General features: G+C 71.4%; 22 protein-coding genes. 4 read left to right on the top strand and 18 right to left on the bottom strand.

From position 1 onward, the window contains the following. Positions 1-11: 11 nt before the first annotated feature. The 11 genes from DR046_RS00250 to DR046_RS00205 all read right to left on the bottom strand — a co-directional run bounded on the left by DR046_RS00250 (position 12) and on the right by DR046_RS00205 (position 7,985). Complete coding sequence (locus DR046_RS00250) at positions 12-884, bottom strand: PfkB family carbohydrate kinase (protein ID WP_115378778.1); 873 nt, start codon at positions 882-884, stop codon at positions 12-14. A 44-nt stretch (positions 885-928) separates the two neighbouring features. Further along, complete coding sequence (locus DR046_RS00245; protein WP_115379678.1) at positions 929-1,630, bottom strand: M48 family metallopeptidase; 702 nt, start codon at positions 1,628-1,630, stop codon at positions 929-931. Positions 1,631-1,705: 75 nt separating this feature from the next. After that, entirely contained in the window at positions 1,706-2,224 is a 519-nt protein-coding gene (locus tag DR046_RS00240; protein ID WP_115378776.1) for a DUF421 domain-containing protein, read from the bottom strand. Between the two features lie 84 nt (positions 2,225-2,308). Further along, positions 2,309-2,581, bottom strand: a complete 273-nt coding sequence (locus DR046_RS00235) for a hypothetical protein (protein ID WP_135227231.1) — start codon at positions 2,579-2,581, stop codon at positions 2,309-2,311. 25 nt (positions 2,582-2,606) lie between these two features. Beyond that, positions 2,607-3,788 (bottom strand): vWA domain-containing protein, encoded by a 1,182-nt coding sequence (locus DR046_RS00230; protein WP_115378772.1) that lies wholly within the window; start codon positions 3,786-3,788, stop codon positions 2,607-2,609. Next, complete coding sequence (locus tag DR046_RS23435; RefSeq protein WP_167766811.1) at positions 3,789-3,950, bottom strand: hypothetical protein; 162 nt, start codon at positions 3,948-3,950, stop codon at positions 3,789-3,791. A gap of 95 nt (positions 3,951-4,045) precedes the next feature. Continuing rightward, a complete protein-coding gene (locus tag DR046_RS00225) occupies positions 4,046-5,407 on the bottom strand; it encodes a DUF2927 domain-containing protein (protein WP_115378770.1) in 1,362 nt (453 codons plus the stop codon). Further along, entirely contained in the window at positions 5,407-5,859 is a 453-nt protein-coding gene (locus tag DR046_RS00220; protein WP_115378768.1) for a GNAT family N-acetyltransferase, read from the bottom strand. Before DR046_RS00220 ends, DR046_RS00225 begins: the two co-directional genes overlap by 1 nt. 90 nt (positions 5,860-5,949) lie before the next feature. After that, positions 5,950-6,570, bottom strand: a complete 621-nt coding sequence (locus DR046_RS00215) for an FkbM family methyltransferase (RefSeq protein WP_167766809.1) — start codon at positions 6,568-6,570, stop codon at positions 5,950-5,952. Between the two features lie 135 nt (positions 6,571-6,705). Further along, positions 6,706-7,053, bottom strand: a complete 348-nt coding sequence (locus tag DR046_RS00210) for a GNAT family N-acetyltransferase (RefSeq protein ID WP_245190738.1) — start codon at positions 7,051-7,053, stop codon at positions 6,706-6,708. Positions 7,054-7,151: 98 nt separating this feature from the next. Beyond that, positions 7,152-7,985 (bottom strand): AAA family ATPase, encoded by an 834-nt coding sequence (locus DR046_RS00205; RefSeq protein ID WP_115378764.1) that lies wholly within the window; start codon positions 7,983-7,985, stop codon positions 7,152-7,154. 181 nt (positions 7,986-8,166) lie between these two features. Between DR046_RS00205 and dksA the strand changes: the two genes are divergently transcribed. Together dksA and DR046_RS00195 are read left to right on the top strand one after the other, a co-directional pair. Further along, a complete protein-coding gene (gene dksA, locus DR046_RS00200) occupies positions 8,167-8,589 on the top strand; it encodes an RNA polymerase-binding protein DksA (protein ID WP_115378762.1) in 423 nt (140 codons plus the stop codon). Positions 8,590-8,621: 32 nt separating this feature from the next. After that, positions 8,622-9,713 (top strand): FAD-dependent monooxygenase, encoded by a 1,092-nt coding sequence (locus DR046_RS00195; protein ID WP_115378760.1) that lies wholly within the window; start codon positions 8,622-8,624, stop codon positions 9,711-9,713. Between the two features lie 38 nt (positions 9,714-9,751). On the opposite strand, the gene DR046_RS00190 is transcribed toward DR046_RS00195, so the two are convergent. The 3 genes from DR046_RS00190 to DR046_RS00180 all read right to left on the bottom strand — a co-directional run bounded on the left by DR046_RS00190 (position 9,752) and on the right by DR046_RS00180 (position 15,177). Further along, positions 9,752-11,773 carry a calcium-binding protein gene (locus tag DR046_RS00190; protein WP_115378758.1) on the bottom strand — a complete coding sequence of 674 codons (2,022 nt, stop codon included), beginning with the start codon at positions 11,771-11,773 and terminating at the stop codon, positions 9,752-9,754. Between the two features lie 363 nt (positions 11,774-12,136). Continuing rightward, complete coding sequence (gene hrpB, locus DR046_RS00185; RefSeq protein ID WP_115378756.1) at positions 12,137-14,467, bottom strand: ATP-dependent helicase HrpB; 2,331 nt, start codon at positions 14,465-14,467, stop codon at positions 12,137-12,139. Beyond that, on the bottom strand, positions 14,464-15,177 hold the full coding sequence (locus tag DR046_RS00180; RefSeq protein WP_115378754.1) for a DUF3108 domain-containing protein: 714 nt from the start codon (positions 15,175-15,177) through the stop codon (positions 14,464-14,466). The genes hrpB and DR046_RS00180 overlap by 4 nt, the downstream gene beginning before the upstream one ends. A 125-nt stretch (positions 15,178-15,302) precedes the next feature. Between DR046_RS00180 and DR046_RS00175 the strand changes: the two genes are divergently transcribed. Next, positions 15,303-15,842 (top strand): hypothetical protein, encoded by a 540-nt coding sequence (locus DR046_RS00175; RefSeq protein ID WP_115378752.1) that lies wholly within the window; start codon positions 15,303-15,305, stop codon positions 15,840-15,842. 23 nt (positions 15,843-15,865) lie between these two features. Here the strand turns inward: DR046_RS00175 and DR046_RS00170 are convergent, their stop codons facing one another. The 4 genes from DR046_RS00170 to DR046_RS00155 form a co-directional block, all read right to left on the bottom strand. After that, positions 15,866-16,555, bottom strand: a complete 690-nt coding sequence (locus tag DR046_RS00170) for a response regulator transcription factor (RefSeq protein WP_115378750.1) — start codon at positions 16,553-16,555, stop codon at positions 15,866-15,868. A gap of 124 nt (positions 16,556-16,679) precedes the next feature. Then, positions 16,680-18,584 carry a hybrid sensor histidine kinase/response regulator gene (locus DR046_RS00165; protein ID WP_115378747.1) on the bottom strand — a complete coding sequence of 635 codons (1,905 nt, stop codon included), beginning with the start codon at positions 18,582-18,584 and terminating at the stop codon, positions 16,680-16,682. A gap of 67 nt (positions 18,585-18,651) precedes the next feature. After that, positions 18,652-19,587: an L-threonate dehydrogenase gene (gene ltnD, locus DR046_RS00160; RefSeq protein WP_280652801.1), complete on the bottom strand. Its 936-nt coding sequence runs from the start codon at positions 19,585-19,587 to the stop codon at positions 18,652-18,654. Continuing rightward, on the bottom strand, positions 19,584-20,408 hold the full coding sequence (locus tag DR046_RS00155) for a sulfite exporter TauE/SafE family protein (protein WP_115378745.1): 825 nt from the start codon (positions 20,406-20,408) through the stop codon (positions 19,584-19,586). The genes ltnD and DR046_RS00155 overlap by 4 nt, the downstream gene beginning before the upstream one ends. 590 nt (positions 20,409-20,998) lie before the next feature. Here DR046_RS00155 and DR046_RS00150 point away from each other — a divergent pair. Next, positions 20,999-21,229 carry a hypothetical protein gene (locus DR046_RS00150; protein WP_115378743.1) on the top strand — a complete coding sequence of 77 codons (231 nt, stop codon included), beginning with the start codon at positions 20,999-21,001 and terminating at the stop codon, positions 21,227-21,229.

Genomic DNA, 21,229 nt, shown 5'->3' with positions numbered 1-21,229 from the left:
GCAAGGGCCGTTCAGTAGGTGTCGCCCGAGACGTAGGTCGCCGCCGCGTCGACGGCGCGGCGCAGGGCGGCCTCGGGCGCGGCCCCCGCGCGTTCGGCGGCGATATGGGCGGCCATGAAGGTGTCGCCCGCGCCGGTCACGCGGGTTACCATGACTTCGGGCGGGCGATGCGCCTCGACCCCGCCCGCATGGGCGCAGGCGGCGAGGCGCGGGCCGTCCGTCACCAGCGCGCGGTGCAGGCCGTGCGCGCGCAGGGCGGCGGCGGCTTCGGCGGCGTCGGTCTGGGGGCAGTGCAGCAGCAGCCCCGCCTCCTCGAGGTTGACGTAGAGCGTGGCCGAGCCGTGGGTCAGGAATGGCAGCAGCCGCTCCGCCTTGCCGGGCGAGGCGGGGGCCACGCGCAGGTCGGTCGCGGCGAAGACCGGGTCGCGCGCGATCTGCGCCAGCAGATCCGCCGTCAGGTTGCCGTCCAGCGCGACCGGCCCGTCCCAGCCCTTCAGCTCCCCTTGCAGGGGGCGCAGGATCTTGTCGCCCACCGCCTCCAGCGAATGGGCGTCGGCGATGGCGGCGATCAGCCCGTTCGCGCCCTCGACGGCCATGTAGATGTCGGTCGGCAGGTCGTCGGAGCGGTAGAGCGTGCGCGTCACCAGCCCCATGCGGTCGAGCGCGGCGACAAGCTCTTCCCCTGCCGCGTCGCGGCCCACCACCGACAGCAGCGCGGGCGTCATCCCGTAGGCCCTGGCCGCCATCGCGATGTTGAGCGCGACCCCGCCCGGCAGGCGGGTGATCCGCCCCGGCCGGTCGGAGCCCTGCGTCATGTGGGCGGTGGAGCGGCCGATCACGTCCCAGAGGACGGAGCCGATGCAGAGGATGTCGGGACGGGTCATGGCACCGCTCTGGCACGGCGGCCCGGCCCGCGTCCAGACGGCGCTCAGGTCCGGCGCGGGCCCTCGACGCCCCAGCGCGCTTCCAGGGCCTCGATGGCGGCGATGCGCTCGTCGGTCTTGGGGTGGCTCATCAGCCAGGCCGGCATGCCGCGCCCGCCCATGCCCGTGAGCCGCGAGAGCTTGCCGAACAGCGACTTCTGCGGCGCCGTCCCGATCCCGGCCTTGACCAGCAGGGCGCTGGCATAGGCGTCGGCCTCGTACTCGTCCTGCCGCGACAGCCGGGCCGCGACCAGCGAGGCGAGCGCGTTGGCGATGTAGGGACCGACGCCTGGGATGACCCGGCCCAGAAGGCCCGACAGCACGACACGGATCGCGTTCTGGCCCGAGAAGTCGATCAGCCGCCGGCGCGCGTGGCCCAGTGCGACATGGCCCATCTCATGCGCGACGACGCTGGCCATCTCGGCGGCGGAGACCTCTCCGGCATGGTATTTGCGCAGGAATCCCCGGGTAATGAAGATGCGTCCGTCTGGGGCGGCAAGGCCGTTGACCGGGTCCACCTCGTGGACATGGACGCGGATGCGCTCGAGGTCGAGGACGCGGGCCATCTTCTCGAACTCCCGCTCCAGTCCCGGATCGGCGAGGGGGGTCGAGGTCTCGTCCATCTGGCGCTTCAGCCGCCAGGCCGAGAAGAACCACATGACGACGCCGTAGCCGATCGCGAGGAGGAGGACGGGGAGTTTCAGCATGTCCCGAATATGGGGGTGCGCGCGCGGCCTGGGAAGATGCGCGGCGTCCGGCCGCGCCCGGCGCATCCCTCGGGCCTATCTGCCCGCGTCGGCATGCGGGCGCTGCTTCTTCTGATCCCCGTCGATGACCGAGAAGGAGCCGTCGGACTCGAGCACCACCGCCGAGATCCCCTCGATGCCCCGCTGCCCCTCGGTGCGGATGACGGTCTCGAGCTCGGCCTTGGTCACGCGCGCCCGGCGCATCGCCTCGGGCAACATCTCGCCGTCGCGCAGGAGCAGCGTCGGCTCGGACCGCATCGCCTTGGCAAAGCCGTGCGAGCGGACCGAGAGGTAGGCCACGATCCATTGCAGCACGACCAGCAGGACAAGCCCCGTCATGCCCTCGGCCAGCGCGACGTCCTCGCTGAGCAGGATCGTGGCGAGGGTCGAGCCCAGGGCAACGGTGACGACGAGGTCGAAGGCGTTGAGCTTTGCCAGCGTCCGCTTGCCCGAGGTCCGCAGCGACAGGATCAGGAACCCGTAGGCGAGCGTCCCGACGATGATCGTGCGGACGATCCCGCTCCAGCTCTGAAAGAACATCTCCGACCAGTCCATCGGCCCCTCCATCTCGCATACCGGGGCTAACGAGGGTCCGGCGCGTATGGTTTCCGTTCCGTAGCGGCGATGAGGCCGATGCGGTCAGTCCCGATGGGCGATCCAGCCGTCATCGGAAAGAGCCGCGAGGGCGCGTCGCAGGCGCTCTTCGCTCGCCGCAGTCACATGCCTGAACGCCCATCCCCGGTCGTGCACGTTGTCGATGATCCTTGCGATCAGCGCCGCGGTGCCGGGAATGCCGGATATCTCGATGCTCCAGCTCCCAGGCCCGAAATGGGTGAACCGGTTGCGGACCTCCTTGTGCAACCGAGTCAGTCGGCGCAGGTCCGTGTCCGAAAACGGGATCTTCGGGGTCACGCCACCGCTGCCCCCCTTCCGATCCTTATGTCAGCATCCGCATCCCCGCCGACAGCCCCTCCAACGTCATCGGGACCATGCGATCCTCGAAGATCTCGCGGATCATGCGGATCGAATGGGTGTGGCGCCAATGTGCCTCGGGCGTGGGGTTGATCCAGAGGTTCGACGCCCACTGCTCGCGCGCCCGCTGAAGCCAGACCTGACCGGCCTCCTCGTTCCAGTGCTCGTTGGCGCCGCCGGGATAGGCGATCTCGTAAGGCGACATCGACGCATCGCCGACGAAGATGCAGCGGTAGTCGGGGCCGTAGGTGTTGAGCACCTCGCGCGTCGGCGTGACCGCGTCCCAGCGGCGGCGGTTGTCGCGCCAGACACCCTCGTAGAGGCAGTTGTGGAAGTAGAAATGCTCCAGGTGCCGGATCTCGGCGCGCGCGGCCGAGAACAGCTCCTCCACGACCTTGACGTGGTCGTCCATCGAGCCGCCGACATCGAGGAAGAGCAGGACCTTGACCGCGTTGCGCCGCTCCGGCCGGGTCCTGACGTCGAGATAGCCGGCCTTGGCGGTCGAGCGGATCGTGTCGTCGAGGTCCAGCTCCTCCGCGGCGCCGTCGCGGGCCCAGGCGCGGAGCCGCTTCAGCGCGACCTTGATGTTTCGCGTGCCGAGCTCGACGCCATCGTCCAGATTGCGGAACTCGCGCTTGTCCCAGACCTTCACCGCCCTGCGGTGGCGGCTTTCGTCCTGACCGATGCGCACGCCCTCGGGGTTGTAGCCATAGGCGCCGAAGGGCGAGGTCCCTGCCGTCCCGATCCATTTCGACCCGCCCTGGTGGCGGCCCTGCTGCTCCGCCAGGCGCTGGCGGAGGGTCTCCATCAGCTTGTCGAAGCCGCCCAGCGCTTCGATCTCGGCACGCTCCTCCGGGGTGAGGTGCTTCTCGGCCTGCTTCTCCAGCCAGTCGGCGGGCAGGTCCATCGCCTCCAGCACCTGCTGCAGCGAGACCTGCTCCAACCCCGAGAAGGTCGCGGCGAAGGCGCGGTCGAAGCGGTCGACATGGCGCTCGTCCTTCACCAGCGCACAGCGGGCGAGGTAGTAGAACCCGTCGACGTCGTAGGTGACGAGCCCCGCCGCCATCCCGTCGAGGAAGGCCAGATGCTCCCGGAGGGAGACGGGAACGCCATGGGCGCGCAGGGTCTCGAAGAAGCGCAGGAACATTCAGAGGCGCGTCAGCAGGATGATCGCCAGCAGCCCCGCGAGCCCGCCGAGGATCGACCAGACGGCGGCGTATTGCGCGATGTCGAAGCCCTTGCCCCCCTGGCGGCGGGCGTAGAAGGCGCCCAGCAGGGCCCCAGCGATGGCGGTGAGGAACGGAAGCATATCTCCGACCTAGTCAGGCGGGCGCGCCGGGGCAAGCGGGGAGGTCTCCGGCCGGCCGGAGACGCGCCTGCGGTCCACCGCAGGCGGCACAGCGCTCAGGTCGAGGGCGAGAGCGCGTCGATCTCCGCCAGCCGTCGGGCCAGCACCTCGTCGCCCCAGGCATAACGGCCCCAGGCGATGGCTTCGGCCCGCGCCTCGCCGGCGGGCTGGACCGCGCCCTGCCTCGTGAGCGCCTCGCTGCGGATCATCAGGAGCGTCGAGAGGATCGCCGCGTTCTGCGCGTCGCGCGCGGCGGGCAGGGCGCGTTCGACGATGCGCAGCGTCGACTCGACCTGCCCCGCGGTCAGGGCGAAGGCGCCGAGCTGGACCGCGACATGGGCGGAGTGGATTTCGTCGCCATAGAGCCGCCGGAACCCGGTCCCCGCCGCGAGGAAGGCGGCGATCGCGCGGTCTGCGTCCGAGGACAGGGCCGACCGGCCGAGCGCCAGCTGCGCGAAGGGCAGCCGCGCGTCCTTCCACCCGGCGCGCTGCGCCAAGGCGACGGCCCGTTCGGCCTGGGCCAGCCGGGCCCGCGCGCTGGCCGAAGGCGAGAGCGCCCCGCGCATCGCGCCGATCCACGCCTTTGGACTTTCCGGCACGGCCGCGTCGTCTGCCCGGCGTCCGGCCGGGTTCACCCGCGCCATCACCTCGGGCAGGACCGCGGCGACCTCCTCCTGGGTCATGCCCGACCGCAGCGCCGGGTCGTAGGTCGCCCGCAGGATCATCATGTCGAAGGCGGTCAGCACGACATGCACGTTGTCGTCGTTGAAGACCGAATGCGGCAGCCGGTAGAGGTCGTTGAGCGGGCCCAGCGCCTGCGCCAGCTCTTCGTGGAGGCAGTCGCGGATCTCCTGCGCCGAGACGTCGGCGGGCAGGAAGATGCTGGCGCGGCTGCGGGTCTTCAGCGTCGTCCAGTCCACCGCGCCGCCGAATCGCCTGTCGAGATAGTCCTGCCAGCCGGTCACGCGCGGCACGACGAAGCAGGCGGCGCCCGGGACGAAGGCCTGCAGCGTCTTGCGCGGCAGGGCCGAGACGGTGATCGAGGGCATCTCGCCCCGCGCCGCGCGCGAGACGTCGATCCCCGCCTCGTCGCGCAGCCGGGCGATCAGCGCGTCGAGATCGGCATTGAGCGAGGCCGGGGGGCTGCCCTCGACGCCGACGGTGATCGGCCCCTCGAAGCGGGTGAAGACGGGCAGCGCGCGCCCGGTCTCGAGCTGGAAGGAGAGGGCCATCAAGTCGCGGGCGAGCTGGCCGTTCGGCTGCACGGGGATCGGCCGCTGCGGCGCCCCGGCGAAGCGGAAGGCGGGGGGCAGCGCCGTCTCGCCGGCGACGCCCGCGCGGGCGGCGACGGGCGCCGTCGCCGTGGGCGTGCAGGAGGCGAGCGCCATCGCCCCGGCAAGGATCAGGCCGCGCAGCATCAGGCGCGCTCGTAGCGGAGGAAGTCGGTCCTGCGGCCGATCCTGTCGTATAGCCGCCGCGCAGTCGCGTTCCCCTCCTGCGTGAGCCAGTAGACCCTGGGGCAGCCGAGGTCGTCGGCGGCGGCATAGACCGCCTCCATCAGCCGTCGGGCGACGCCGCGGCCCCGCGCCTCGGGGACGGTGTAGAGGTCCTGAAGGTAGATCACCCCCTCGGGCCGCCACAGATGCGGGTGCCGGACCCAGTGGACGAGCCCGAGCGCCGTCTCGTCCTGCCATGCGATCAGCCCCCGGAACGTTGCCGGGTCCTCGGAGAGCAGCCGCTCGAACGCGGTCTCGTAGGTCGCGTCCGGAAGCGTCGTCTCGTAGAAGGCGAGATACGCCTGCCAGAGCGCACCCCATGCCTGCCGGTCGGCCCGCGCCACGGGGCGCAGGGCGATCCTGTCATCTGCCATGCTCGATCTCGCCGTTTTCCGGTCGTTGGCGGAAAGGCTAGGGCGGGAATGGGGCGGAAATGGGGCGTGGCGTCGCGCCGGGCGAAACGGTCAGCGCGGCGTGAACACGTAGGTCGGGGAGCCGAAGCGCCGCCCCCGGTCGTAGCCCAGCCCGTCCAGATAGGCCGTCGTCTCGTCGAGCGTCTCGTCGAAGACCTCGACGTAGAGGAGGGGCTTCTGCGTGCGGATCGTCCCCTCCGCCCCTTCCAGCACGGGCCGCTCCATGCCCTCGACATCGATCTTGAGCACGGCCACATCAGTCAGCCCGAGGTCGTCGAGACGCATCACCGGCGACTCGGTCCACTTGTCCTTGATGCCGAGATCGACGGTCCCGGGTGCGGCGCCGAGGGCACAGTTCATGATCCGCACATGCTCCGTCACCTTGTTGATGCGGAAGAGTTCATGCGCGTGGCGGACATACTCGCCATAGGGCTCGAACCCGATGACCTGCCGCGACGGGCAGCAGAGCGCGAAGTAGAGCGCGTGATTGCCGTTGTTCATGCCCGCATCGACATAGGTGCCGGGGCGGTTCTGCTCTCCGACATGGGCGAGCAGGGCGGGCTCGTAGAACTCGCCCCGGGCCCAGTGGCTGCCGATCCGGCCCTTGATGCCCTGCGGCAGGCGGACCCTGGCGCCGGCTATGGTGAACTCGGCATGGTGCTTGAAATACATCGGACGACCTGTGGTGCGTGCGCGGGACCTCGGCGTGCGAGCGGCGGCGTCGGACCGGGGCTCTGCCCCGGACCCCGGCATATTTGAGGAGCATCGAAGGGGGCGCGTTAACCTTAATGGAGAGTTGCGGGCGGGTCAGGGGGTTTGCGCGAGGTCCTTGCGGAAAAAGACGCGCGCGAAGCCATCCTCTTCGCGACGGCCGTCCAGCGCATAGCCGAGCCGGGGGTAGAGCGTCAGGTTTCGCGCCATCGCGGCGTTCGTGTAGAGCCGGACGGCACGCGATCCGCGCCGTCGCGCCTCGGCCTCGCAGAAGGCGATCAGGGCGAGGCCGATGCCCCGGCCCACGTGGTCGGGATGGGTAGCGACGGTCTCCAGCAGCATGTCGGACCCGTCCGGATGGAAGACCACGAAGCCGCGCAATTCCCCGGCCATGTCGACCCAGACCGTGCCGCGTGCGATCCGCGCGGCGTAGTCGGCGGTCATCGGCGCGGGCTCCCGCCCGATCGCCGGCACGTATTGCGCGAAGGCCGCGCGGGCGCAGGCGGTGACGGCCCCGGCCTCCGACGCGGTCGCGGGCCGGATCAGCGCTGGCCCCGCGCCATGAAGGCGAGCCGCTCGAACAGGTGGACGTCCGCTTCGTTCTTCAGCAGCGCGCCGTGGAGCCGGGGCAGGGCGGGGCCGTTCTTCAGGTCCTCCGCCGTCAGGTCCTCGGCCAGCAGCAGCTTGAGCCAGTCGAGCACCTCGGAGGTTGAGGGCTTCTTCTTCAGCCCCTGCTGTTCGCGCACCTGGTAGAACTGCGTCAGCGCGGTGGTCAGAAGCTGGCCCTGGATGCCCGGGTGGTGCACCTCGACGATGCGCTTCAGCGTCTCCATGTCCGGGAAGCGGATGTAGTGGAAGAAGCAGCGACGCAGGAAGGCGTCGGGCAGCTCCTTCTCGTTGTTGGAGGTGATGATGACGATGGGGCGGTGGCGCGCGCTGATCGTCTCGCCGGTCTCGTAGACGTGGAACTCCATCCGGTCGAGCTCCTGCAACAGGTCGTTGGGGAACTCGATATCGGCCTTGTCGATCTCGTCGATCAGCAGGACGACGCGGGTGTCCGCCTCGAAGGCCTGCCAGAGCTTGCCCTTGCGGATGTAGTTGGAGATGTCGTGGACCCGCGCATCGCCCAGCTGGCTGTCGCGCAGCCGCGAGACGGCGTCGTATTCGTAGAGCCCCTGCTGCGCCCGCGTCGTCGACTTCACCGACCATTCCAGCATCGGCGCACCCAGCGCGGCGGCGACCTGGCGGGCCAGCTCGGTCTTACCCGTCCCCGGCTCCCCCTTCACCAGAAGCGGGCGCTGCAGCGTGATGGCGGCGTTGACCGCGACGGTCAGGTCTTCGGTCGCGACATAGTCGCTGGTGCCCTCGAACCGCATCATTGTCTCCGTGGCGTGGTCAATTCGGCACGATACCTAGCAGGCGGTCCCGGCGGCGCAACCGGAGGGAGTCAAGGGCGTGACAAGCGACAGGCCCTGATGTAAGCGGCGCAAAGAGAGTCGGGAACGGCTTGATCCGAAAAAGGATCGCCGCAGCGCCCGGCCTTAGAGGGAGTGCGACATGAAGGCCGAGACCTTTCTGCCCAACGACTATACCCCCGCCGAGGACGAGCCTTTCATGAACGCGCGGCAGACGGAGTATTTCCGCCGGAAGCTGCTGGCGTGGAAGCACGACCTTCTCGACGAGACCGCGCTCACCATCGAGGGACTGCAGGACGCCGCCCGGAACATTCCCGACATGGCCGACCGCGCCTCCGAGGAGACGGACCGTGCGCTGGAGCTGCGGACGCGTGACCGCCAGCGCAAGCTGATCTCCAAGATCGACAGCGCGCTGCGCCGCATCGAGGACGGCGAGTACGGCTATTGCGAGGTCACGGGCGACCCGATCTCGCTGAAGCGCCTCGACGCCCGCCCGATCGCGACGATGTCGCTGGAGGCGCAGGAGCGTCACGAGCGCCGCGAGAAGGTGCATCGCGACGACTGAGGGGCGCGCGGCGTGACGGTGGCGGAAGAGGGGTGACCGAGGTCACCGTTCTCGGCGCCGGAATCGCGGGACTGGCCGCCGCCCTGGCGTTGCGCGACCGGGGGGTGTCGGTCGAGATCGTCGAACAGGCGGAGCGGTTGACCGAGGTCGGCGCCGGGCTGCAGATCGCGCCCAACGGGACGCGGGTGCTGCGGGCGCTGGGGATAGATCCGCCGGGGCCGGAGAGCCGGGCAGTCCACCTGATCGACGGGCCGACGGGGCGGTCGTTGATCCGGATGCCGCTGGGTCCCGGCTTCCATCTGGTTCATCGCGCCGACTTGATCGAGGCCCTTGCGGCGCGGCTCGGGGACATTCCGTTGCATCTGGGAAGACCCGTGGCCGGGGTCTCCGACGGCGGGCGGCGTCTCGATTTTTCGAATGGGCAGACACGCGCCGTGCGGCGGCTTATCGGTGCGGACGGGGCGCGGGGCGCGTCGCGGCACTTCGTGGCCCCCGATCACGCGGCGCGCTGGACCGGGCAGGTCGCATGGCGGGCGCTGGTGCCGGTGGCGGGCTGGCCGGCCGAGGCGCAGGTCCATGTCGGGCCGGGACGGCATCTGGTGCTCTACCCGCTGCGCGACGGGCGACTGCTGAACGTCGTCGCCGTCGAGGAGCGGGCCGAATGGGTCGCCGAGGGCTGGTCGCAGGAGGACGATCCCCAGGCGCTCCGCGACGCCTTCGCGAACTATGCCGGGCCGGTGCGGGAGGTGCTGTCGCGCGTCGAGCGGGTGCATCTCTGGGGGTTGATGGATCACGGGGCGGTTCCGGCCTGGCGGCGGGGCGCCTGCACCCTGATCGGGGACGCGGCGCATCCGACGCTGCCCTTCCTCGCGCAGGGCGCGAACCTCGCGCTGGAGGATGCGTGGACGCTGGCCGCCGCCGGGGATCCGGCCGCGTGGGAGGCGGCCCGGCGCGGCCGCGTCACCCGTGCGCTGGCCACGGCACAGGCCAATGCGCGGAACTATCATCTGACCGGAATGCGGCGCGCGCTGGGCCACGGCGCGCTGCGTGCCGTGGGGGCCGTGGCACCACGCGCGATGCTCCGGCGCTATGACTGGCTCTATGGGCATGACGTGACGGTCTGAGGCCGGCCTCCGCGATTTCCGGGGGCAATTCCGTCCGTTCAGCCGAGGAACAGGATATTGTCCAGGTCGGCGATGGCGCGGAAACTCGAATGGCCGTCGAACTGGAATGTCTGCATGTCTCCGTCGCGATCCTGAAGCCGGATTTCCAGAACTTCCCGGTCCGCGTCGTAGTCGGAGCGGATGTTGCGCAAATCGGATCGGGTCATGTCTTCGAAGACGATGAGATCGCGACCAATCTCGAAATCCTCGATCCTGTCGACTGCATTCGTGAAATCGTTGCTGCGGAACACGAATTGATCCGCCCCGGCTCCGCCCTTCAGGACGTCGCCCTGCTTGCCGCCGATCAGCACGTCGTCGCCGCGACCCGCGTCGATCCGGTCGTTGCCGCGGCCGCCATTGATCCGGTCCGCCCCGGCCCCGCCACGAAGGATGTCGTCGGACTGGCCGCCATTGACCCGGAGGTCGGGGGCCGGTGCGGGCGCGGGCGCCGGCACGGGCTCCGGCGCTGGCGCGGGCACAGGTTCAGATCCGGGTCCGGCCTTCGGCGCGGGAGCCGGGACCGGCGCCTCGGCCGCGGTAGCGGGCAACTTGACCGGGCCGGTCCGGATGGCTTCCTCCGACAGGACCTGCGCGACCTCGTAGGGGCGCAGCAGGACCGTGGCGCCGGCCTCGATCTCGGCGGCGGTGAAGGTGACCGTGCGGATCGACGAGGCCGCATCGTCCTCGTTGACGTAATAGGTCCGGCCGTCGATCTGGATTGCGTCGGCAGCGCCGCCGTCGTTGCTGCGCTGCCCGTCGGTGGAGGCGCGGTCGATGCCGACGATGGTCACGGTCGCGCCCGCCCCGTCGAAGACCATCTCCTCGGCGATCTCGAAGCGTTTCTGGAACGGGAAGTTGGCGGTGACGTAGCTGACCCTGGTGTCCGTGTCCTCGAAGAACTGGGCGACGAAGCTGTTGGCGGAGATGGGTTCGGACGAGAAGCCCGCGACCGACTTGTCGACATAGCGCAGGCCGACGGTGTTCGTGGCCAGCAGGTCGAAGACCGTGCCCGCGACCGAACTGACGACCAGCCCCGTGGACTGATCCATCTGGACGTCGCGGCGGTTGCCGCCGGCCAGGTCGTTGCGCGTGTTGTGCTGCAGCGGCCAGACCTGCGCGGCGTCGACGCCCGCCTCCAGCATGTCGACGAACATGTCGAGCAGCGCCCCCCCGGCCTTCAGGCCGTGCAACTCGTAATTGGCGGCGGCGACGTTCCACTCGGTGATGTGAAGCTCGAGCGGCTTGCCCAAGGCCTGTTCCCAGACCTGGCTGTGCCAGTGCATCCGGTGCTCCCCGCTGTCGGCGGGATCGTCCTCCATGCGGGTCCAGTAGAAGTGGTGGATGATCCCGTCGATGGCGTCGCGCGCCTCGGGCGAAAGCTGGTCGGCGATGGTGCCGTTCGCCTCGGCCCAGCGCTGTTCGGCGCCCATGCCGGCGCCCGGACCGTCCTTGGCCTTCCAGTTGTAGGCCGAGCCGTGGCCGTTCGGGTTGGCGGTCTGGATCAGGATCTCGGCGTCGGCATTCGCCCGGCCCAGCCCCTCCTCCAGCGCCTCGGCGATGGAGCTGGCGCGGCGGCCGTAGAATTCCTCGCGGTTCAGGGAGCCGATGCCGAAATCCTCGCCCCAGTATTCGTTGCCGATCTCGTAGGCGGTGACGAGGCCGGGGAAGTCGCGGGCGACGATCTCGGCCAGCAGGGCGACGTCGGCCTTGGTGGTGAAGCTTCGATCGGTCGGCAGCACGATCGAGGCGGTCACGCCGTCGAAGCGATCCTCGATCATCTCCAGCGTCTTACGCAGCTCCGACGGAATGTCGCCGGCGACGATCAGCCCGCCGGCGAAGAAATTCTCGGTCTGGCCGCCCGGAATGCGGAAGCTGGTGACGCCCAGCATGTCGGCGGCATAGGCGAAATGCTCGTAGACCGTTCCGTCGTCGCTATCGGTATTGGCGTTCCAAATGGCATTTCCCCCGAACAATTCCTTTGTCACGGGGATCGTCGTCGCATTCCGGGAAACAGTGGTCATTGCAGGCATCCTCTGATCGGCTGCCTCAAGATCACCAATCAGGTCCGGCCAAAGCGGGAGCGGCTTCGGGCGGAATCCGGGCACAAAGCGACGGTTTTAGATGAGAGAATTGCGCGCAATCCCGGGGTGGTCGGCCGGAATGGCTCCTTGGCCAAACGATTGTGTCGCCAAAACCCCTGATTGAGGCAGGCGGATGTCAATTGCGCGCAACCCTCGGTCAGTCGGGATGGCGTGCCGGACCAATTCGACTCGAGTCGCGCCGCATCTGGATCGGGGCGTTTTCGTGGCTATCCGGGACAGGTCTGCCGCAGTCCCGGCAGGCGCGGCGCCGATAAGCGCATCGCGTCGTCATGCGTCCCCGGATCAGGAGCGGGGCTTGGCGCGCTCCGTCGGGGCGGCGCTCGCCGGGTCCTCGGGCCAGGGGTGGCGCGGATATTGCGCGCGCATGTCGCGCCTTGCGTCCGCATAGGCCCCCGCCCAGAAGCCGGGCAGGTCTTGGGTGATCGCGATCGGCCGCCGCGCTGGCGACAGAAGCTCCAGCCGCAGCGGAGTGTCGCCGACCGTCGGATGGCGCGTCACGCCCAGCACCTCCTGCAGGCGCAGCGACAGGGTCGGCACGTCGGGCGCATAGTCGATGGGCACGCGCCGTCCCAGGGGTGTGGTCCAGGCCGCCGGGGCGCGCCGGTCCAGCGCCTGCCCGTCCTCCCAGCCGAGCCATGCCGTCAGTGCCTCGTGCGGGTCGAGCCGGGCGAGCCCACCCGCGTCCCGCACCCCGTCGAGATAAGGCAGCAGCCACTCCTCCGCCGCCGCGAGCAGCCCCGCGTCCGACACGTCGCGCAGCCCCGCCGCCGCGATCCGCGCTCGCAGCAGGCGCGCCCGCGTCGTCCAGTCGAGGCAGCCGATCCCAAGCGCGCGCACCCCGTCCAGCGCCGCGCGGGCGACGGCGTCGCGGGGCGCGTCCGGCCAGGCGCGGTCGTCCAGCGCCAGGGCGCCCAGCATCTCGCGGCGGCGGGTCTCGACCCGGCGATGCCGGACCGACCACTCGCAGATCTCCACCCAGTCGATCCGGTCGCCATGGACCTCGCGCAGCTCGGCTTCGGAAATGGCGAGCGCCCGGCGCACCCGCGCCTCGGTCCGGTCGCCGTCGAGGTCGCAGGCGACGATCAGCCGGGCGGCGGCCAGCGCATCGGCTTTCTCCATCCGCGCGCCCTTGCCGCCCGAGAGCAGCCAGCGCGGTGCCTCGCCCGCGCGGCGCAGTCCGATCCGGTCGGGATAGGCGAGCGCCAGGCGCTGCGCGTCCGTAAGCTCCGGCCCCGCCTCGTAGCGGCGCAGGCGCTTCGCCTCGGCGCGGGCCTCGGGCGAGGGCGCGCGCAGCGTCTCGCCCAGGTCGACCGATCCCGGCACCGGCCGCGCAGCAAGCACCCCGGCCAGCGTCGCCGCCCCCCTGCCGCCCCGCCGGACCATGTGCCCGAGCCGCGGATGCAGCGGCAGCCGCGCCAGCGCGCGCCCGTGATCGGTGATCGACCCGCCGTCCAGGGCGCCCAGCCCCTCCAGCAAGCTCCGCGCCTCGGCCAGCGCACCTTCGGGCGGCGGCGTCAGGAAGGGCAGCTCGTCCGAGCCCCAGGCGGCGAGCTCCAGCGCGAGCCCCGCCAGGTCCGCCGTCTCGATCTCGGGCGCGGGGAAGGCATGCAGCGCGCCCTCCTCTCCGCGCATCCAGTTGGCATAGGCGACGCCCGGCGCCACCCGCCCCGCGCGGCCTGCGCGTTGCGCGGCCTCGGCGCGTGTCACCCGCTCGGTCACGAGCCGCGCCATGCCCGAGGGGGGGTCGAACCGCGCCCGCCGGGCGAGGCCCCCGTCGACCACGGCGCGGATGCCCTCGATCGTCAGCGAGGTCTCGGCGATGGAGGTCGAAAGCACCACGCGCGGGCCGCCGCCCGGCTCGATGGCGGCACGCTGCGCGGCGAAGGGCAGGGCACCGTAGAGAGGACGCAGCTCCGCGCCGCAGCCTTCCAGCAGGGCGGCGCAGCGGCGGATCTCGCCCTCGCCGGGCAGGAAGGCCAGCACGTCGCCGTGGGCGAGCGCCTCGCGCACCAGCGCCGCCACCTGCGCCTCGAAGCGCAGGCCCTCGGGCGGGGGCCGGTCGCGCCAGATCCGCTCCACCGGGAAGCTGCGCCCTTCGGAGGTGACGACGGGCGCGCCCAGCATCTCCGCCACCGGTCCGGCGTCGAGCGTGGCCGACATGACCACGACCTGCAGGTCCGGGCGCAACGCCTGCCGCGCCTCCCAGGTCAGGGCGAGGCCCAGGTCGGCGTTGAGAGAGCGTTCGTGGAACTCGTCGAAGATGACGCAGCCCACGCCCGGAAGCTCCGGGTCGGCCTGGATCATGCGGGTCAGGATACCTTCGGTGACGACCTCGATGCGGGTCGCGTCGGAGACCTCCGAGGCGCCGCGCATCCGGTAGCCGACCGTGCGGCCGACCGGTTCGCCCAGCGTCTCGGCCATTCGGGCGGCGGCGGCGCGGGTGGCGAGGCGGCGCGGCTCCAGCATGACGATGCGGCCCGGGATCCGGTCCAGCAGTGCCAGCGGCACCCGCGTCGTCTTGCCCGCCCCGGGCGGCGCCTGCAGCACCGCGACCCCCTGCGCGGCCAGCGCCGCGCGAAGCTCCGGCAGGGCCGCCTCGATCGGCAGCGTCATCGCCGGCGCAGCACCGCGTCGCCGAGCCGCGTCCGCGACCTGATCTCCGAGACCTGCACGCGGCCCCCGTCGACCGGGGTCAGGGTGAAGGTCATGAGGGCGTTCGGGCGCCGTTCGAGGTCCTTGGCGGAATAGCCGCGCAGCCGCAGATACTCCCCCTGGCAGGTCAGCGTTCCATCCGCCGCCGCCGAGGGCGGCCCGATGGTCAGGCGCGCGACGTGCCGTCCGTCGAACGTGTCGTAGGCCACGTTGCAGGCCCGCGCCGGGTCGACCGGCTGCAGCACCGCGTAGAGCGCGGTCAGCGGGTCGATGACCCCGCGCTGGGCGGTCGGGTCGATGTCATGCGGCTCGGGCGCGCGGGGCGGGTCGAAGGTGACCGAGGCCGGGGTGGTGCCGTCGAAGCGCGTGACTGAGGCGGTCCGCTCACCGTCGTCGATCTCGACCTCGGTGTATTCGCTGCTGACGTAGCGCCCGTTCCGGATGCGGCCCCGTGCGCTGCCCTCGTAGCCGTATTTCACCAGCGAGCCGACCAGCCCGGTGGCCTGCGCCGCCGAGGAGACGGAATAGCTGCCGCCCTGGTCGCGGCCGCGCAGCGCGATGGTGCCGCCGGTGACCCCCCGCAACGAGAGGTCGTAGGTGGCGTCCATCCCCTGGGCATGGACAGGGGCGGCGGCGAGCAGCACGGCGCAGAGCAGGCTTCTGGCGAACATCTCTCTCTCCTCGGTCGGTCTGGTCCGCTTCAGATAGTGCAATCCGGCGGAGGAGGCACGGGGCTGTTCGGCCGCGGCCCGGATGCTACCTCTGTGCGGATGTCTCTCCGGGAAAGGGTTTGTCGATGTTCCGGCCTGCACAGCTCCTGATCCTTGCGGCCCTCGCCGCGCCCGTCCCGGCCCTGGCGGTCGGCGGCGAAGACCCCGAACCGCCGAAGCCCACGCCTACGGCGAGTTGTCCGGACGGGACGGTCTGGGCCCCCGACGCCCATGCCTGCGTCGCCGTCGATACCGCCCTGCTGGACGACGACGCGCTCTACGAGGCGGCGCGGGAGTTGGCCTGGCTCGGCCGCTCCGGGGCCGCGGCCGCCGCGCTCGACGCGATGTCGGACCAGGCGGGCACGCGCGTGCTGACCTATCGCGGCTTCCTCGCCCGCAAGGCGGGGGACATGGAGGCGGCGATGGTCGCTTACCAAGCGGCGCTCGTTGCCGACCCCGACAACCTGCTGGCGCGGTCCTACATGGGGCAGGGGCTCGCCTCCGCCGGGCGGCTGGAGGAGGCCGAGGCGCAGCTGGTCGAGATCCGTGCGCGCGGTGGCGCGGGCGGCTGGGCCGAGGCGGCGCTGGTCGAGGCGCTGCGGACGGGGGTCGGGTTCGACTACTGAGGCGGAGGCGGGGGGCCTGCCGCTCAGGACCAGGCGACGTCGCCGAGGAAGATGTAGCCCGCGCCGTAGATCGTCTTGATCAGGGCGGGGTTCTTCGGATCCTCGCCCAGCTTGGCGCGCAGCCGCGAGATGCGGACGTCCATCGCCCGGTCGAAGGCCTCGCGCGCGCCGCCACCCAGCACCTCCTGCATCTCGTCGCGGGTGATCAGGCGGCGGGGGCGGTCGAGGAAGAGCCGGAGCACTTCCCCTTCGGCCTGCGAAAAGGTCGCCTCGCCGCGCGGGCCGGTCAGGGTGAAGCGGTCGAAATCGGCGGTCCAGTCCGCGAATTGCGCCCGCCGCCGCGCCACCGGCGCGGCCTTGCGCAGCCGCGCACGGACGCGGGCGACTATCTCGGCCGGCGCGAAGGGCTTCACGACATAGTCGTCGGCGCCGAGTTCCAGTCCCGTGATCCGGTCCTGCACCTGCCCGCGCCCCGAGATGATGATGATCGCCGCGCCGCCCTCCAGCGCCAGCCGCGACACGACGGCGAGCCCGTCGCGGTCGGGCAGGCCGAGATCGACGAGGCAGACGTCGGGCATAGACTGCCGAACCGCGGCCTCGAAGGCGTCGGCGCGGGAATGGGCCGTCACGCGCAGGCCCGCCTCCTCCAGCGCCTCGGTCAGGGTCGCGCGGATGGCGGGGTCATCGTCGAGGATTGCGACGGAGGCGCTCATGACGCGGGCGGAGCGAGGGGCCAGCCCCTCGCGCTCCCCGGCATATTTGCGGAGCATCGAAGGAGAAGACGCAGCACGGGGAAGGCCGCCCGGTCGCGCGGCTTTCCGTGGAGTGGCCAACGGGTCATGCCAGCACCGCCGACAGTTTCTCGACCGAGAAGGGCTTGCGCAGCAGCGGCCAGCTGGCGGCGGCCTCGCGGTAGAGCGGCGCGTCGGCCGGGAGCGAGGTCATCAGCGCGACCGGCAGGCCCCGCGCGGCGGCGGCGCGGGCGAGGTCCAGACCCGTGCTCTCGGTCCGCAGCATGATGTCGGTCAGCACGAGGCCCAGCCCCGCGATGTCGAGCATCCCCTCGGCCTCTGCCACGCCGGCGGCTTCCAGCACGGTGTGCCCGGCGGCCAGCAGGCGGTCGCGCACCGCCTCGCGGATATGGATCGCGTCCTCGACCAGCAGGACCATGGTCGGCGGCAGCCCCGGCGGCGGGCTGCGCAGAGGCAGGCGCAGCGAGACCTGCGCGCCGCCCTCGCGGGCGTTCGACAGGACCGTCCGTCCCCCGGCGAGCTTGACCACGTCATAGACCATCGACAGGCCGAGGCCGGTGCCGTCCTCTCCCTTCTCGGTGAAGAAGGGTTCGGCCCCCCGTTTCAGCGCGGCCTCCGAAAAGCCCGGCCCGGTGTCGCGCACCTCGATGGCGAGCCAGGTGTTGCGGTGAGGGCGCGCCGTCAGAGTGATCGTGCCCGCCGCGTCCCCGATCGCGTCGCGCGCGTTCAGCACGAGGTTCAGGATGGCGTCGCGCAACGCGTCCGGGTCCAGAAGCACCGGCTCCTCCAGCCCGTGGACGCGGGTGCGGATCTCGATCCGCTCCGGCAGGGAGGCGCCGGCCAGCGTCGCGGCCTGCGCGAGGAAGGCGCGCAGGTCGACGGCGCGCGGGGCCAGGTCGCGCGGCCCGGACAACCCGCTGATCTGGTCGATCAGCGTCCCGCCGCGGGTAGCGGCCAGCGCGATGGCCTCGACTGCCTCCCGGGCGCGCGGCGGCAGGTCCATGCCGCGCAGCCGGTCGCCCATGCCGAGGATCACCGTCAGCAGGTTGGCGAAATCGTGGGCCATGCCCGAAGTGAGCTGCGCCGCGACCTGCCGCCCCGCCGCCTGCGCCAGCGCGGCGCGGGCCTGCGCCTCTTCGGTGACGTCCATCGACAGGGCGTAGAGTCCCGTCACCTCGCCGCCCGTCGTCTCGGGGGTGAAGCTCACGCGGATGCGGCGGCCCGTCGGCTCGTGCGTCATCTCGAAGATCGCGGCCTCGCCCGCCAGCGCCGCGTCGAGATGCGGCGCGATGGTGGCGTAGGGGCCGGGGCCCAGCGCCTCCTCCATGGTCAGACCGACGATCTCGGCCTGCGCGCCCGGGAAGACGGCGGCGAGGCGGCGGTTCGAGAAGGTGTAGCGGCGATCGCGGTCGAGCCGGGCGATATGGGCGGGCAGCATCTCGGTGGTCAGGCGGATGCGCGCGGCCATCTCGGTCGCCTCGACCCGCGCCTCCTGCAGGGCGGCGTTGGCGGCGGCAAGCTGGCGGTTGGCCAGCGCCAGCTCTTCGGCGCGGGCGAGCAGCTGGTCCGACAGCACCTCGGAGCGGGCGCGCAGCAGCCGCTCCTGCGTCTTGATCGCGGTGATGTCGGTATAGACCGTGACCCAGCCCCCTTGCGGCAGAGGCGAGCCCTCGACCGCGACCACCATGCCGTTCGGGCGCCGACGCTCCAGGTAGTGCGGCTCGAAGGCGCGGGCCTGGGCCACGCGCTCGGCGACCATGGCCTCGGGGTCGGTGGCGGGGCCGTACTCGCCGCGGCCGACGAGATGGCGGATCGTCTCCTCGAAGGTGACCCCCGGGCGGGTCAGCCGATCGGGCAGGTCGAACATGCGCTGGTACATGCGGTTGCTGACCGCCAGCCGCAGGTCGCCGTCATAGATCGAGAGCGCCTGGCCGATCAGGTTCAGCCCGGCCTGGGTCATCCGGGCAGTGGTGGAGGCGCGGTCGGACATCGTCGGGCGAGGGTAGGGCGCGGGCAGATGCGCCGCAAGCGGCCCGCACCGTCACCCGTCAGCGCCGTCACCCGTCGGAGCGGTCCCCCGGCAGGGTCAGCCCCGCGTTCCGCGCATAGACCTTGGCGATGGCCGCATCATCCTCGCCGCCCAGCCCCATGCCGACGGCGACCATGTATTGCTGCAACGCCGCCGCCGTGATCGGCGCGCTGAACTTCGCCCCCTTCGCGATGTCGAGCACGATGCCGAGGTCCTTCGGCCAGATGTTCACCTGGCTCAGCGGCGTGTAGTCGCCCTCGACGATGTGGGGCGCGCGGTTCTCCAGCATCCAGGAGGTGCCGGCGCATTTCGAGATCGTCTCGAGGAAGGCCCTGGGCTCGATCCCTTGGGTCATCGCGAAGGTCAGCGCCTCGGCCATGGCGGCGATATGGACCCCGGCCAGAAGCTGGTTCGCCGCCTTCATCGCCGAGCCCGGTCCGGCCGCGTCGCCCAGACGGAAGACGGTCTCGGCCATCGCGTCGAGCACGGGCCGGGCAGCGTCGAAGGCGGCGGGCGTTCCCGAGGCCATGGCCGATAGCCTGCCCTGCGCTGCCTTGGCCGCCCCGCCCGAGATCGGCGCGTCGAGATAGTGCAGGCCCCGCTCGCCGCAGGCCCCCGCCATGCGGACCGCGAAGTCCGGCGCGACGGTCGCGCAGGAGAGGATGACGGAGCCCGCGCGCATCCGGTCGGCGATGCCCTCGGCGCCGAACAGCACCTCTTCGGTCTGCGCCGCGTTCAGGACCACGATCACCGCGGCGTCGAGCGTCGGCGCTGCCTCGGCGCGGGGGCCGGGCTGGCCGCCCTCGGCGCGGAACCGCGCCTCCTGCTCGGGGCGGATGTCGAAGCCATGGGTCGCGATCCCGCGGCGCAGGAGCGAGGCGGCGATGCCGTAGCCCATGGCGCCCAGTCCGAAGACGGCGGCTCTGGTGGTGTCGGTCGGGGCGGTGTTCGGGTCGGCGGTCACGAGAAGGTCTCCCACAGCATCTTCAGTGCGCTGATCCCGAGGAAGATCGCGAAGGCGAGGCGCAGGCCGCGCGGGTTCAGCCTGTGCGCGATGGTCACGCCGAGCGGCGCGCAGAGGAAGGTCGCGATCGAGATCACCACGGCGGCCGGCAAATTTATATAGCCCAGCGAGCCCGGCAGCAGCCCCGGCACCGCCCCAGCCACCGCATAGCCGATCACGCCCGGCACCGCGATCACCAGCCCGAACAGCGCCGCCGTGCCGACGGCCCGGTGGACCGGGAAGGACATGAGCGTCAGCGTCGGCACCGAAAGCGTGCCGCCACCGATCCCCATCATCGCCGACAGTGCGCCGATGGGCGCGGCCACGGCGGCGCGGCCCGCCAGGCTGCGGGGCGGATGCTCCGCCAGGGTGAAGGGCTTCGGGTTCAGCATGTTGAGCACGACCGCCAGCGCCACGAAGCCGAAGACGGCGGTCAGGCCCTCCGAATCGACCCAGATCGCAAGCAGGCCCCCGAGCAGCGCGCCGACGGCGATGAGGGGTGCCCAGGCCCGGAACAGGTCCATGTCGATGGAGCCCTTGCGGTGATGCGCCCGCGCCGAAGAGATGGAGGTCGGGATGATCGTCGCGAGCGAGGTCGCGACGGCGAAATGGATGCCGTGCTCGTCGGGGACGGGCAGCATCCCGATCTCGACCATCCAGTAGAGGATCGGCACGATGACGATGCCGCCGCCCACGCCCAGCAGTCCGGCGAGGACGCCGGCGACGGCGCCCACGGCCAGCAGCAGGGGGACGAGGATCAGGAGGCTGTTTATGTCGATCATGCGGGACTTTCCGCGCCATGGGCGCTTGGGGATGGACAGGCGCGGCACCGATGGGGCCACGTACGTGGCGGCATCGGCAGTCCCGGCAGGTGCGTGACAAACACCACAAGCCCGCCGGACACAAGCGGCACGGTGCGGGACGCGGAGCGCGCCGGGGGAAGGCATGGCGAGAGGCGCCGCACACGGAGCGCAGTTGCTCGCCGACGTCACGGTAGGCCGACCTTCCCGAAGCCCTTCCGCCAGCGCGTCCCGGACTGCGCGCAGGCGGCGGGCGCGCTGGACATCGCGATGGGCGGCCAGCCAGACGTGGAAGGGGATAGGCGCGAGGTCGGGCAGGATCCGCTCGACCCGCGGGTTGGCGTTGCCGATGGGGTCGAGGACGATGCCGATGGCATGGCCCCGGCGCACCAGTTCCCAGGGCAGCGTGAAGGTCTCGGTCCGCCAGGGAAATCGCATCGCCGCGACCGGAAGCCCTGGCTTTCCATGATCCCGCGCAGAGCGCCGGAGCCGTCGATCTCGGCGCGATCGGGCCCGGCGGAGTCCGCGGGCGCGTCGGGCCGGTCGAGCCGGTCCAGCAGCTCAGTCGTCGCATGGACCCGCGTGCCCGCGTCGCGCGGGCCTTGCAGGTCTTCTTCACTCTGCAGCTGTGGCTTCTGGGTGCGCTGGCCTGTCGGTCAGGCGCCGTGCCGCCGGTGCTGGCCGCGGGGCCGGTGCTGGCCGGGACCGGCTGCCTGATCGACCTCGTGCGGGCATCCCCCCTGTTGGAGGCGGCCGGCATCGCGCTTCTGGCCGTGGTCGCGTCGTCGACGGCCGTGGCCTGA

The sequence above is a fragment of the Jannaschia formosa genome, from assembly GCF_003340555.1.
Lineage (GTDB): Bacteria > Pseudomonadota > Alphaproteobacteria > Rhodobacterales > Rhodobacteraceae > Jannaschia > Jannaschia formosa.
The sequence above is the reverse complement of the archived record's forward strand: the minus strand, read 5'-3'. Positions and strand labels throughout refer to the sequence as shown.

Coding starts and splice junctions, on each gene's coding strand:
- dksA (WP_115378762.1), top strand. CDS start 8,167: ATGAAGGCCGAGACCTTTCTGCCCAACGACTATACCCCCGCCGAGGAC.
- DR046_RS00250 (WP_115378778.1), bottom strand. CDS start 884: ATGACCCGTCCCGACATCCTCTGCATCGGCTCCGTCCTCTGGGACGTG.
- DR046_RS00245 (WP_115379678.1), bottom strand. CDS start 1,630: ATGCTGAAACTCCCCGTCCTCCTCCTCGCGATCGGCTACGGCGTCGTC.
- hrpB (WP_115378756.1), bottom strand. CDS start 14,467: ATGACGCTGCCGATCGAGGCGGCCCTGCCGGAGCTTCGCGCGGCGCTG.
- DR046_RS00175 (WP_115378752.1), top strand. CDS start 15,303: ATGTTCCGGCCTGCACAGCTCCTGATCCTTGCGGCCCTCGCCGCGCCC.
- DR046_RS00150 (WP_115378743.1), top strand. CDS start 20,999: ATGGACCCGCGTGCCCGCGTCGCGCGGGCCTTGCAGGTCTTCTTCACT.
- DR046_RS00205 (WP_115378764.1), bottom strand. CDS start 7,985: ATGCGGTTCGAGGGCACCAGCGACTATGTCGCGACCGAAGACCTGACC.
- DR046_RS00240 (WP_115378776.1), bottom strand. CDS start 2,224: ATGGACTGGTCGGAGATGTTCTTTCAGAGCTGGAGCGGGATCGTCCGC.
- DR046_RS00170 (WP_115378750.1), bottom strand. CDS start 16,555: ATGAGCGCCTCCGTCGCAATCCTCGACGATGACCCCGCCATCCGCGCG.
- DR046_RS00215 (WP_167766809.1), bottom strand. CDS start 6,570: ATGTATTTCAAGCACCATGCCGAGTTCACCATAGCCGGCGCCAGGGTC.
- DR046_RS00230 (WP_115378772.1), bottom strand. CDS start 3,788: ATGTTCCTGCGCTTCTTCGAGACCCTGCGCGCCCATGGCGTTCCCGTC.
- DR046_RS23435 (WP_167766811.1), bottom strand. CDS start 3,950: ATGCTTCCGTTCCTCACCGCCATCGCTGGGGCCCTGCTGGGCGCCTTC.
- DR046_RS00180 (WP_115378754.1), bottom strand. CDS start 15,177: ATGTTCGCCAGAAGCCTGCTCTGCGCCGTGCTGCTCGCCGCCGCCCCT.
- DR046_RS00220 (WP_115378768.1), bottom strand. CDS start 5,859: ATGGCAGATGACAGGATCGCCCTGCGCCCCGTGGCGCGGGCCGACCGG.
- DR046_RS00225 (WP_115378770.1), bottom strand. CDS start 5,407: ATGCTGCGCGGCCTGATCCTTGCCGGGGCGATGGCGCTCGCCTCCTGC.
- DR046_RS00190 (WP_115378758.1), bottom strand. CDS start 11,773: ATGACCACTGTTTCCCGGAATGCGACGACGATCCCCGTGACAAAGGAA.
- DR046_RS00155 (WP_115378745.1), bottom strand. CDS start 20,408: ATGATCGACATAAACAGCCTCCTGATCCTCGTCCCCCTGCTGCTGGCC.
- DR046_RS00210 (WP_245190738.1), bottom strand. CDS start 7,053: ATGACCGCCGACTACGCCGCGCGGATCGCACGCGGCACGGTCTGGGTC.
- DR046_RS00165 (WP_115378747.1), bottom strand. CDS start 18,584: ATGTCCGACCGCGCCTCCACCACTGCCCGGATGACCCAGGCCGGGCTG.